Here is a 12,327-nt window from a genome sequence, read left to right as displayed (position 1 = left end):
GTTCAGTTAAAGATTCAGTGACTGACACTCCGCTTTCGCGGGCAAGCCCGCTCCCACAGGGGATCTGTGCCAGGCGTTGATTCTGTGGGCAATCCATGACCAATGTGGGAGCTGGCTTGCCTGCGATAGCGGTGGTTCAGTTGAAGATTCAGTGACTGACACTCCGCTTTCGCGGGCAAGCCCGCTCCCACAGGGGATCTGTGCCAGGCGTTGATTCTGTGGGCAAGCCAGCTCCCACATGTTTAACCGAACTAGGCGAAAGACCGGATTCGCTCTGCCAGCTCAGCCAGTTCGGCATCATCCGCCCGCACATGATCGTGGGAAGAGATATAGCCCTCATAAGCCGCAAAAAACTTATCCACCTTCGAGCTCAACGGCTTGAACGCACTGTCCTGCCCCGTTCCATGCATGGGAAACAACTTCGCATGCAAATGATCCACCCCATACCCTTCCAGGATCATCCCCGTACGCGCCACATCGGGAAATGCGCGGTCGATCTGTTGTGCGGTTTTCTTTGCTGCGACCGCGAGCCCTGCCAACACTTCATCCGACTGCGCAAACGCATAGCTGCCGTAATGCTGCTTGGGAATCACCACGCTGAAACCCGGTGTGTTGGGGAAGATCGACAGGAACGCCATATGTTGGTCATCCTCCCACAGGATATGGGCCGGGGAGGTTTTGCGGACAATGCTGCAGAAAATACAATCCATTTGAATCACCGCCAGTTTCGTCTTGGGTTTGGTCGTGACAATCATCTAAAGCTAGGATGGAATGAACGTCAAACCCTACGGGCATTTTGGGAAATGTCCTAAGACCTGGGTATACCCGCCGTGCTGAGATAGGAGTTCACCATGGATAAAAACATTATTGTCATCGGCGGCGAGTCCAGCGAAGACATGACGCGCATGACCCGCGTCGACGAATATATCGTCGCTTCGTCGGGCAAAACCCAGCCCACGGTGCTCTATATCTCCACCGCCAATGGCGATGACCGTGCGAAGATTGCCGACTTCACGCTCAAATACCAAAGCGCCGGCTGCACCGTTGTGCCATTGACGTTTTTCATTCCGCCTTTTCCAGCCCCGGGTCATGTTGCCGCGCTGTTTGAGCAGGCTGACATCATCTACGTGGCCGGCGGCAACACCCGAGCCTTGCTGGCCATCTGGCGTGAATTTGACGTGACCGCCCTTTTGAAGCAAGCCCAGGAACACGGCAAAGTGCTTTGCGGCGTCAGTGCCGGCGCCATCTGCTGGTTCGACCATGGGCATTCCGACTCAGGCGGCGTATATGCGCTGGTCGACGGGCTGGGGTTTCTCCCTGGCGCGCTGTGCCCGCACTTCAGCTCAGAGGTGGGGAGAGAATCTTCGTTTGTTGAACTGGTTCGACTTAAAAACATACACCCCGCCTATGCGCTGGATGACGGCGTTGCCCTGCATTTCAAGAACGGTGAATACCATGCGACTGTCCATAACGACGCAGCTGGTAGTGCATATGAACTCAGCAGCACTTCGGAGCCTATTGCCCACCTTCTGGTGAATGAAGCACTGAATGAGCATTGCGCGAAAACTGAAAAATAGTAGTCGACGAACTACGTCATTACCTTCGCTCGCACAACCACAGCAAGACGCCCCGACATAACGGGGCGTTTTTCATCCGGCGTTTGCCAATCAGGCCTGATCAGCCAACCGCCACGTCGTCCCACCCTTCCCGTCTTCCAACACCACGCCCATCGCGGTCAGTTGGTCACGGATACGGTCGGATTCCGCCCAGTCCTTGTTGGTACGAGCAGCCAAACGCGCCTGGATCAGCGCATCAACCTCAGCCGCATCCACACGCCCTTCGGCGCCAGCCTGCAGGAAGTCATCGGCCTCCATCTGCAACACGCCCAGCACACTGGCCAACTCTTTCAAGCGCGCCGCCAGACCCGCCGCTGCGTCGAGATCAGTCTCACGCAAGCGGTTGATCTCGCGCACCATCTCAAACAGCACCGCGCAGGCTTCCGGCGTACCGAAGTCGTCGTTCATGACTTCGGTAAACCGCGCCACGAACGCCTCGCCGCCGGCCGGCGCCACGCAAGGCAAGCCTTTCAATGCGTGGTAGAAGCGCTCCAGGGCGCCCTTGGCGTCCTTGAGGTTGTCTTCCGAGTAGTTGATGGCGCTGCGGTAGTGGCTGGACACCAGCAGGTAACGCACCACTTCCGGGTGGTACTTTTCCAGCACGTCGCGGATGGTGAAGAAGTTGTTCAAGGACTTGGACATCTTCTCGCCATTGATGCGGATCATGCCGCAGTGCATCCAGGCGTTGGCGTAGGTCTTGCCGGTGGCGGCTTCGCTCTGGGCGATTTCATTTTCGTGGTGCGGGAACTCCAGGTCGCTGCCGCCGCCATGAATGTCGAAGGTCTCGCCCAGGCAGCAGGTGGACATCACCGAGCATTCGATGTGCCAGCCCGGACGCCCAGGGCCCCACGGCGACTCCCAGCTTGGCTCGCCCGGCTTGGTGGCTTTCCACAGCACGAAATCGAGCGGATCCTGCTTGGCTTCGTCGACCTCGATGCGTGCGCCGATGCGCAGGTCTTCGATCTTCTTGCGCGACAGCTTGCCGTAGCCCATGAACTTGGCGACGCGGTAGTACACGTCACCGTTGCCCGGGGCGTAGGCGTAGCCCTTGTCGATCAAGGTCTGGATCATCGCGTGCATGCCCGGGATATGGTCCGTGGCACGCGGCTCCAGGTCCGGCTTGAGGATGTTGAGGCGCGCCTCGTCCTCGTGCATCGCGGCGATCATGCGCTCGGTCAGCGCGTCGAACGCCTCGCCGTTTTCGTTGGCGCGGTTGATGATCTTGTCGTCGATGTCGGTGATGTTGCGCACATAGGTCAAGTCATAGCCGCTGAAACGCAGCCAGCGGGTCACCAGGTCGAAGGCAACCATGCTGCGGCCGTGGCCGATGTGGCAGTAGTCGTACACGGTCATGCCGCACACGTACATGCGCACCTTGTTGCCATCGAGCGGCTTGAAGACTTCTTTGGTCTTGCTCAGTGTGTTGTAGATCGTTAGCACGACAGTTCCTTAAACAGAATCACTGGCCCCACGAATCACGCAAGGTCACGGTACGGTTGAATACCGGAGCACCCGGTTTCGAGTCCTTGATATCCGCGCAGAAGTAACCTTCGCGCTCGAACTGGAAACGGTCTTCCGGCTGTGCGTCGCCAAGCGATGGCTCGGCACGACAACCAGTGAGTACTTGCAGGGAGTCAGGGTTGATGTTGTCGAGGAAGCTGGCGCTATCTTCGGCCTTTTCAGGATTCGGCGAGCGGAACAGACGATCGTACAAGCGCACTTCGCATTCGATGCTGGCTGCTGCCGGCACCCAGTGAACCACGCCCTTGACCTTGCGGCCCTCGGGGTTCTTGCCCAGGGTGTCGGGGTCGTACGAGCAACGCAGTTCGACGATGTTGCCGTCGGCGTCCTTGATCGCTTCATCGGCACGGATCACGTAGCTGCCGCGCAGGCGCACTTCGCCGTTCGGTTCCAGGCGCTTGTAGCCTTTTGGCGGCTCTTCCATGAAGTCGTCGCGGTCGATGTAGATTTCACGGGCGAACGGCAGCTTGCGCACGCCGAGTGCTTCGTTTTGCGGGTGACGCGGCAGTTCCAGATGATCGACCTTGTCTTCCGGATAGTTGGTGATCACCACCTTCAACGGACGCAGCACGCACATGGCGCGCGGGGCGTTGGCGTCGAGGTCCTGGCGGATGCTGAACTCGAGCATGCCGTAGTCGACCACGCCGTCGGAACGGTTGGTGCCGACCATCTCACAGAAATTGCGGATCGACGCCGGGGTGTAGCCACGACGACGGAAGCCCGACAATGTCGACATGCGTGGGTCGTCCCAGCCATGCACGTGCTTTTCATCCACCAGTTGCTTGAGCTTGCGCTTGCTGGTGATGGTGTAGTTGAGGTTCAGGCGGCTGAACTCGTACTGGCGCGGGTGCGCCGGCACCGGCAGGCTGTCCAGGAACCACTCGTACAGCGGGCGATGGCTCTCGAACTCCAGGGTGCAGATGGAGTGGGTGATGCCTTCGATGGCGTCCGACTGACCGTGGGTGAAGTCGTAGTTGGGGTAGATGCACCACTTGTCACCGGTCTGGTGGTGGTGGGCATGACGGATGCGGTACATGATCGGGTCGCGCAGGTTCATGTTCGGCGAGGCCATGTCGATCTTGGCGCGCAGCACGCGGGCGCCGTCCGGGAATTCGCCGGCGCGCATACGGTTGAACCAGTCGAGGTTTTCTTCCACCGAACGGTCGCGGAACGGGCTGTTCTTGCCTGGCTCGGTCAGGGTGCCACGGTACTCCTTGGCCTGCTCCGGAGTCAGGTCGTCCACATAGGCCTTGCCGGCTTTGATCAGCTCGACGGCCCAGTCGAACAACTGGTCGAAATACTTGGAGGCGTAGCGCACTTCACCGGACCACTCGAAGCCCAGCCACTTGATGTCGCTTTCGATGGCGTCGATGTATTCCTGGTCTTCCTTGGCCGGGTTGGTGTCGTCGAAACGCAGGTGCGTGACGCCACCGAACTCCTGGGCCAGGCCGAAGTTCACACAGATCGACTTGGCGTGGCCGATGTGCAGGTAGCCGTTGGGCTCTGGCGGGAAGCGGGTGACGATCTGCGTGTGCTTGCCCGAATCCAGGTCCGCCTGGATGATCGGGCGCAGGAAGTTGACCGGGACGGCAGGTCCGGCCTTGGAATTCGAGGTAGGGTCGACAGTGGGCTTGCTCATAGGATCCTTGAACAGACAGGTTCGTGGCCGGGTCAGGCCAGATAAAACAAAGGGCTTATCATAGCCGAAGCTGTCAACCACCTGACAGAGCGCGGTCGAAAACTGCTGCTTTAATTGCTGCTTTAATGACAGGCGCGGTAAAAAACCACCTCGAAATTCCTGCAAGGCACGCTAAACTGCGCGTCTTGGCCCAAGTTTCGCCAAACCGGTCGTGGCGCCCAGGCGCCCAAACCCACGAATTCCCTGAAAAGAGTAGTGAACATGACTCAAGTCAAACTGACCACCAACCACGGTGACATCGTCATCGAGCTGAACGCCGAGAAAGCGCCGATCACCGTCGCCAACTTCATCGAGTACGTTAAAGCCGGCCACTACGAAAACACTGTTTTCCACCGTGTCATCGGTAACTTCATGATCCAGGGCGGCGGTTTCGAGCCTGGCATGAAAGAAAAGAAAGACAAGCGCCCAAGCATCCAGAACGAAGCGGACAACGGCCTTTCCAACGACAAGTACACCGTCGCCATGGCCCGCACCATGGAGCCGCATTCGGCCTCCGCGCAGTTCTTCATCAACGTCGCCGACAACGGTTTCCTCAACCACAGCGGCAAGAATGTGCAGGGCTGGGGTTATGCGGTGTTCGGTAAAGTCACCCAAGGCACCGACGTGGTCGACAAGATCAAAGGCGTGTCCACCACGTCCAAGGCCGGCCACCAGGACGTTCCAGCAGACGACGTGATCATCGAGAAAGCCGAGATCATCGAAGCGTGATATTGCTGATTTCAGATTTGCATCTGGAAGAGGAACGCCCGGACATCACCCGGGCGTTTCTGGATCTGCTCCACGGCCGCGCCCGTGGTGCCCAGGCGTTGTACATTCTGGGGGACTTCTTTGAAGCCTGGATTGGCGACGATGGCATGACCGCCTTCCAGCGTTCCATCTGTGCGGCGTTGCGTGAACTGAGCGACAGCGGCACCCCGATTTTCATCATGCATGGCAACCGCGATTTCCTGATCGGCAAGGCGTTCTGCAAAGCGGCAGGCGCCACCTTGCTCAAGGACCCGAGTGTCGTGCAGTTATATGGCGAGCCCGTGCTGCTGATGCACGGCGACAGCCTCTGCACCCGCGACCTTGGCTATATGAAGCTGCGGCGCATCCTGCGTAACCCGATTGTGTTGTTTATCCTGCGTCACCTGCCCTTGGGCACGCGCCACAAACTGGCGCGCAAGCTGCGCAGTGAAAGTTCTGCCCAAGTGCGCATGAAGGCCAACGATATTGTCGATGTCACCCCCGAAGAAGTACCGCGGGTGATGCAGCAGTTCGGCGTGCACACCCTGGTCCACGGTCATACCCACCGCCCCGCCATTCATAAGCTGCAGATTGGCGACCAGGCGGCCAAGCGTATTGTGCTCGGGGACTGGGACAAACAGGGCTGGGCGTTGCAGGTGGATGAGCAAGGGTTTCAACTGGCGGCGTTTGACTTCGTCAACCCGCAGCTCGCGCTGCCTGGCGCATAAACCTGCGACACAACACCGATCAACCTGTGGGAGCTGGCTTGCCTGCGATAGCATCAGCTCGGTGCATCTGATACACCGGGGTGTCTGCATCGCAGGCAAGCCAGCTCCCACACAAGCCAGCTCCCACAGTTGATTGCATTTCAATCTTAGCGATCAGTGCCCCGAAGCCGCTGGCCCCGCTTTTGCGGTAAATGGCGGCTTGGCCAGCCACACCAGTAACATCAAGCCCATGAACATCCACCCCAGCAACGTGAAGTAATCCACGGTGGACATCATGTACGCCTGACTGGTGAGGACTTGGTCCAGTTGCGCGTACGCCTTCTGCCCCGCTCCACCGAGCGCCTGGATGGCATCACGGGTCGCCGAGTCGTAGGGGGTCATGCTCTCGCTCATGTAGGCATGGTGTTGGTCGGCCCGGCGGATCCAGATCCAGGTGGTCAGCGAGGCCGCGAAGCTGCCGCCCAAGGTACGCAGGAAGGTCGCCAGCCCGGCGCCGTCGGCAATCTGGTGCGGCGGCAGGTCGGACATCAGGATGCTCAGGGTTGGCATGAAGAACAGCGCCACGCCAATGCCCATGAACAGCTGCACCAGGGCGATGTGGGTGAAGTCCACTTCGTTGGTAAAGCCTGCGCGCATGAAGCAGCTCAAGCCAATCGCCAGGAACGCCAGGCCCGCCAGCAGGCGCAGGTCGAACTTGTGCGCGTACTTGCCCACGAATGGCGACATCAGCACCGGCAGGATACCGATCGGTGCCACCGCCAGCCCGGCCCAGGTGGCGGTGTAGCCCATCTGGGTCTGCAGCCACTGCGGCAGGATCAGGTTGATGCCGAAGAAGCCCGCGTAGCCGAGGATCAACACGATGGTGCCAATGCGAAAGTTACGGTGCGCGAACAGCCGCAGGTTGACCACCGGGTGCTTGTCGGTCATTTCCCAGATGACGAACACCGCCAGGGCAATCACCGAAATCACCGCACCGATGATGATGAAGTTGGATTCGAACCAGTCCAGGTCGTTGCCCTTGTCGAGGATGATCTGCAAGGCGCCGACCCCGACGATCAGGCTCAGCAGCCCAACGTAATCCATCGGCTGGTAACTGGTGACCACCGGGCGCTTTTTCAGCTGCGCACGCACCACCATCACCGCAAAGATGCCGATGGGCACGTTGATAAAGAAGATCCACGGCCAACTGTAGCTGTCCGTGATCCAGCCGCCGAGGATGGGACCTGCAATCGGTGCCACCACCGTGACCATCGCCAATAACGCCAGGGCCATGCCGCGCTTGGCGGGTGGGTAGACCGCGATCAACAGCGTCTGCGTCATCGGGTACAACGGCCCGGCGACCAAGCCTTGCAGCACCCGAAAGCCAATCAACTCGGGCATCGAGGTGGAAATGCCGCAGAGAAACGAGGCCAGCACAAACAGGATGGTCGCCCACAGGAACAGCTTCACCTCGCCGAAGCGTCGGCTCAACCAGCCGGTGAGCGGCAAGGCAATGGCGTTGCTCACCGCGAACGAAGTAATGACCCAGGTGCCCTGCTCCGAACTCACGCCCAGGTTGCCGGAAATGGTCGGCAACGCCACGTTGGCGATGGTGGTGTCGAGCACCTGCATGAAGGTCGCCAGCGACAGGCCAATAGTGGCCATCAACAGGCTGGGTGGCGTGAACGAGGCGTTATTGCTCATCAGCGTTGCGCAGCCTTGGGGGCGGCGACGCTGTTGTCATGGATCAACTGATTGATCATGGCATCGGCCTCGGCCAACTGGCGCTCATATACGTTGGTGGTGAACGACGCCTTTTGCGGCGCCTGTTGCGCCAGCACGGGGCCGCTCTGGTCGTGCAGGTCCACATTCACCACGGTACTCAGGCCCACTCGCAGCGGGTGCTTGGCCAACTCTTCGGCGTTGACATGGATGCGCACCGGCACCCGTTGCACGATCTTGATCCAGTTACCGGTGGCGTTCTGCGCCGGCAACAAGGCGAATGCACTGCCGGTGCCGGCACCGAGGCTGTCGACGGTGCCGCTGTACTTCACGTCGCTGCCGTAGATGTCCGACTCGATATCCACCGGCTGGCCGATACGCATGTCGCGAAGTTGGGTTTCCTTGAAGTTGGCATCGATCCACAGTTGGTCCAGCGGGATCACCGCCATCAGCGCAGTACCCGGCTGCACACGCTGGCCCAGTTGCACGGTGCGCTTGGCTACATAACCGGTGACCGGCGCGATCAAGGTGCTGCGCGCATTGGCCAGGTACGCCTGGCGCAATTGCGCGGCGGCAGCTTGCACGTCGGGGTGCGACGAAATCACCGTGTCATCCACCAGGGCATTGGTGGTTTTCAGTTGCTGCTCGAGGTTGGTCAAGGCGTTCCTGGCAGCGGTCAGGCTGTCGCGGGCGTGGGACAGTTCTTCCTGGGAGATCGCGCCGCCCTGGGCCAGGGTCTTGCGCCGGTTGTAGTTGTCCTGGGCGGTTTGCACGTCGGCTTTCTGTGCATTGACCTGGGCTTTCATGCCATCGACGTTGCTGTACAAGCCACGCACCTGGCGCACGGTGCGGGCCAGGTTGGCCTGGGCACTTTGCAGGCCGACGGCAGCATCGTTGGGGTCGAAGTTGATCAGCACCTGGCCTTCATGGACCAGGTCGCCATCGTCGGCGCCGATGCTGACCACAGTGCCGGTGACCAGCGGGGTGATTTCCACCACGTTGCCGTTCACGTAGGCGTCGTCGGTGCTTTCATTAAAGCGCCCGTAGAACTCATACCAACCCCACACACCCAGGGCGCCGAGGATGACGATCAGCGCCAGGCCGATCAGCATGAATTTGCGTTTGCGCGGGTTGTTGTCTTTGGGTTGTTCAGTTGCATTGTTGCTGTCGGCAGTGGCCATGACAAATACCTCAAATTATTCCGTGCGTGTAGCTGGGGTGGTCGCGGCCACGTTGCTGGCGTTGTACCCGCCACCCAGGGCCTGCATCAGTTGAATCGATAGATCGATCTGCGCGGCATTCAAGGTCGCCAGCTGACGCTGGGCCTGCAGCAATTGCTGCTCGATGCTGAGCACATCCAGGTAATTACCGATGCCTGAGCTGTAGCGCTGCACCCCGGTGTCGTAGGACTGCTGGGCGATGTCGGCGGCGTGTTGCTGGGCCTGGATCTGCCGCCCGGTGTCGCGCAGTTGCGAGAGGGTGGTGCCGATATCGCCCAAGGCTTGCACCAGGGTTTTGTTGTACTGGGCCACGGCCAGGTCGTAATCGGCGTCGCGCGCATCGAGGTCGGCACGCAGGCGGCCGCCGTCGAAGATCGGCAGTGAAATGGTCGGTGCAATGTTGAAGAAACGGCTGGCCGAACCGAACATCGCGTCCCCCAGCAACGACTCGGCCCCGGCGCTCGCGCTCAGGTTGAGGTTGGGGTAGAAGCGGGTCTTGCTTGCGTCGATGCTCTTGCTCGCCGCTTCCACCCGCCAACGTGCTGCGATCAGGTCGGGACGACGGCCGAGCAGCTCGGCGGGCAACACCGAAGGTACGGCGACGGCGCTGGGTTTGAGCACCGCCGGGCGGGCCAACTCGCTACCCCGATCCGGGCCTTTGCCGAGCAACACGGCGAGGGCGATCTTGGCGCTTTGCAGTTGTTTTTCCGCATCGATCAACTGCGACTGGGAGCTGGCTTCCAGGCTTTCGGTCTGCTGGTACTGGTACTCGCTGTCGATACCGGAACTCAGGCGGCGCTTGCTCAGGCCAAGCATCTGGCGGGTGCGCTTGAGGTCGTCGACCGCAAGGTCGCGCACGATATGCGCCTGGCCCAGGTCGCTGTAGGCCTTGGCCACGTTGGCGGCCAGGGTCAGGCGTGCGGCCTGTTGGTCGACTTCGGCGGCACGGGCCTCGCCCAGGGCAGCTTCCCAGGCGGCACGCTGGCCGCCCCACAGGTCGAAGTTGTAGTTGAAGCTGGCGCCGATATTACGCACCGTCGAGTACGCATCGCCCTGCCCGCGAGGGTCTTGGTCCTTGGCCAGGCGCGAGCGACTGACGCCGGCGCTGGCATCCAGGGTTGGCATGCGCGCAGCGTTGGCGGCATAGGCAGCGGCTTCGGCCTGATGGGCACGGGCGTCGGCCACTTGCATGTCGGGGCTGTTTTGCAGGGCTTCGGCGATCAGGCTGTCGAGCTGTGGGTCGCCAAGGCTTTTCCACCAGTCGGCAGCCGGCCAGGCAGCGCTCGACAACGTCACGCCGCCGAGGGATTTACCGGTTTGCAGGGTGTTGGCGTCGAGGCGCTGGCCTTGAGTGTCGAGACCACTGTAATTGGCGCAACCGGCCAACGTCATCGCCGCCAGCACCAGGCTGAATGCGCGTGTGTTCATGATCTACCTACCCGCTGGATCGTGATGGGGTCACCCGCAGCGATCAGCATTTTCTTCAGGATCCGCTCCAGGGTTTCCAGCTCGCCCGGCTCAAGCACGCCGGCCAACTGGTTGAGCGCCTTGGCGCCGATGTACGGCAGCATGTCCGCCAGGCGCTGGCCCTCGGCGGTCAGCACCAACTGCACCTGGCGGCGGTCCAGCTCGGAGCGCTTGCGGCTGAGCAGGTCTTTTTGCTCCAGTCGGTCGAGCATGCGCGTCATCGAACCGCTATCGAGGGACAGGTTGCGGCACAGCTCCGCCGGGGTATCGACGCCGAACTGAGCCATGATGATCAACACCTTGAACTGCGCGGCGGTGATGCCGTGGGGTTCCATATGGGTGTCGATGATGCGGTCCTTGAGGATCGCAGCGCGGCCCAGCAACAGGCCGAGGTGGCAGTTGTGGAAGTTGTCAGGGGTGAAGTGAGGCATCGAAAGTCACCTTATTACTGCCTAGGCAGTGAATGTGTGACGAGATGTTACTGCTTAGGCAGCGAATGTCAAATGGAATAATTAGGTTGCTTGGTAAATGGTGGATAGGCGGTGGGTTTTAAGGTTTGCCTGATGGGTTGTGGTGCCTGGGCTGTTTAATGTGTCGCGCTTCCCAGCCAATGCAGCCCTATTCATGAAGCCATTAAGACTGCAGCTTGCGCTGCTCGTATTTATCACCACGATGATGATCACGTGTTCGACGATTGCTATAGCGGCGGAGAATTGCGAGTTCAACGGAAACTTCGGGACCGAAAAACTCAACTTCGGCGCAAACCTGACGAGCGATAGCCTGACAATCTCCGCTGACACGCCCACCAAGACAGTGGTTTATCAAGAACGTGTTCTGGGAAAGGAACATATTTGGTTCTGTGCACGGAATTATCCGTTTGGTTTAGTTCTAAACCCCATGCTGGGCACCGCAACCAGCTGGAGCGACTTATTCCCCCTTGGGAAAACAGGGCTTTCCTACCGTATCAAGTTAAGCTCCGCTCATGGCTATTTAAACCCCCCGGGGTCCCTCCCCGCGACTACCGGCGCAAACCATTCCCTTTCTTACATTCAAAAAGGAGATGTCACACTGGAAATCGTCAAATCCAGCACGTTCGCGAAAAAAATAAAAATTGAAGCTGGCCTCTTGGGCAGCCTTAAAGTCGACAATCACACCTTAATAGAATTCAACCTAGCCAACCCCATCATATTCAATACTGCCTCCTGCCAAACCCCGTCCGTGCCCGTCGACATGGGCACCGACTACAACCTCAACGATTTCCCCACCAGCGGCCCCACTAAACGCAAAGTGCACTTCAACATCGCTTTGAATGAGTGCCAGGGCGACATCAGCAAGGTGACGTATTCGCTCAAGGCCAATACCGAAGTCATCGACACGCAAAAAGGTATCGTCGCCCTCAGCAAAGGCCTTAAAAGCGCCCAGGGCATCGGCCTGCAATTGATGGATGATGCCGGGCAACCCATCGCACTGGGCACCACCTACACCTTCAACGGCTTCACCACCACCGGCACCCAGTTCAACATTCCGCTGTCGGCGTCCTACTACCGCCTGCCTAGCGGCGAACTCAAGGCAGGCGAAGGCAATACCGACGTCACGTTTATTGTGAACTACCTGTAAAAAACTAAGGATCGTCTGATTCTCCCCGCGCG

At 59.8% G+C, this 12,327-nt stretch carries 11 protein-coding genes; 4 read left to right on the top strand and 7 right to left on the bottom strand.

From position 1 onward, the window contains the following. Positions 1-251: 251 nt before the first annotated feature. Positions 252-710 carry an HIT family protein gene (locus TU73_RS27365; protein ID WP_057014777.1) on the bottom strand — a complete coding sequence of 153 codons (459 nt, stop codon included), beginning with the start codon at positions 708-710 and terminating at the stop codon, positions 252-254. Between the two features lie 141 nt (positions 711-851). Here TU73_RS27365 and TU73_RS27360 point away from each other — a divergent pair, with 141 nt between their 5' ends. Further along, a complete protein-coding gene (locus tag TU73_RS27360; protein WP_057014775.1) occupies positions 852-1,577 on the top strand; it encodes a Type 1 glutamine amidotransferase-like domain-containing protein in 726 nt (241 codons plus the stop codon). A 90-nt stretch (positions 1,578-1,667) separates the two neighbouring features. On the opposite strand, the gene cysS is transcribed toward TU73_RS27360, so the two are convergent. Together cysS and TU73_RS27350 are read right to left on the bottom strand one after the other, a co-directional pair. Then, the gene (gene cysS, locus TU73_RS27355) at positions 1,668-3,056 is read right to left on the bottom strand and encodes a cysteine--tRNA ligase (RefSeq protein ID WP_057014774.1); all 1,389 of its coding nucleotides are present in this window, start codon (positions 3,054-3,056) and stop codon (positions 1,668-1,670) included. A gap of 19 nt (positions 3,057-3,075) precedes the next feature. Further along, the gene (locus TU73_RS27350) at positions 3,076-4,776 is read right to left on the bottom strand and encodes a glutamine--tRNA ligase/YqeY domain fusion protein (RefSeq protein WP_057014773.1); all 1,701 of its coding nucleotides are present in this window, start codon (positions 4,774-4,776) and stop codon (positions 3,076-3,078) included. Between the two features lie 261 nt (positions 4,777-5,037). On the opposite strand from TU73_RS27350, the gene TU73_RS27345 reads away from it, so the two are divergent. Both TU73_RS27345 and lpxH read left to right on the top strand, forming a co-directional pair. Next, entirely contained in the window at positions 5,038-5,544 is a 507-nt protein-coding gene (locus tag TU73_RS27345; protein WP_057014772.1) for a peptidylprolyl isomerase, read from the top strand. Further along, positions 5,541-6,290, top strand: coding sequence for a UDP-2,3-diacylglucosamine diphosphatase (gene lpxH, locus TU73_RS27340; RefSeq protein WP_057014771.1), 750 nt, complete (start codon positions 5,541-5,543; stop codon positions 6,288-6,290). Before TU73_RS27345 ends, lpxH begins: the two co-directional genes overlap by 4 nt. Before the next feature lie 153 nt (positions 6,291-6,443). Here the strand turns inward: lpxH and TU73_RS27335 are convergent, their stop codons facing one another. The 4 genes from TU73_RS27335 to TU73_RS27320 are packed head-to-tail and all read right to left on the bottom strand — an operon-like array spanning position 6,444 to position 11,109. Further along, positions 6,444-7,973 (bottom strand): DHA2 family efflux MFS transporter permease subunit, encoded by a 1,530-nt coding sequence (locus TU73_RS27335; RefSeq protein ID WP_046068674.1) that lies wholly within the window; start codon positions 7,971-7,973, stop codon positions 6,444-6,446. Next, a complete protein-coding gene (locus tag TU73_RS27330; protein WP_057014770.1) occupies positions 7,973-9,172 on the bottom strand; it encodes an HlyD/EmrA/EmrK family protein in 1,200 nt (399 codons plus the stop codon). The genes TU73_RS27335 and TU73_RS27330 overlap by 1 nt, the downstream gene beginning before the upstream one ends. Positions 9,173-9,187: 15 nt before the next feature. Continuing rightward, complete coding sequence (locus tag TU73_RS27325) at positions 9,188-10,639, bottom strand: efflux transporter outer membrane subunit (protein WP_057014769.1); 1,452 nt, start codon at positions 10,637-10,639, stop codon at positions 9,188-9,190. Next, a complete protein-coding gene (locus TU73_RS27320) occupies positions 10,636-11,109 on the bottom strand; it encodes a MarR family winged helix-turn-helix transcriptional regulator (protein ID WP_057014768.1) in 474 nt (157 codons plus the stop codon). Before TU73_RS27320 ends, TU73_RS27325 begins: the two co-directional genes overlap by 4 nt. Before the next feature lie 193 nt (positions 11,110-11,302). Here TU73_RS27320 and TU73_RS27315 point away from each other — a divergent pair, with 193 nt between their 5' ends. Next, the gene (locus TU73_RS27315; RefSeq protein WP_057014767.1) at positions 11,303-12,295 is read left to right on the top strand and encodes a fimbrial protein; all 993 of its coding nucleotides are present in this window, start codon (positions 11,303-11,305) and stop codon (positions 12,293-12,295) included. Positions 12,296-12,327: the final 32 nt, after the last annotated feature.

The organism is Pseudomonas libanensis (assembly GCF_001439685.1).
GTDB lineage: Bacteria > Pseudomonadota > Gammaproteobacteria > Pseudomonadales > Pseudomonadaceae > Aquipseudomonas > Aquipseudomonas libanensis.
This window is presented reverse-complemented; position numbering and strand designations above follow the sequence as displayed.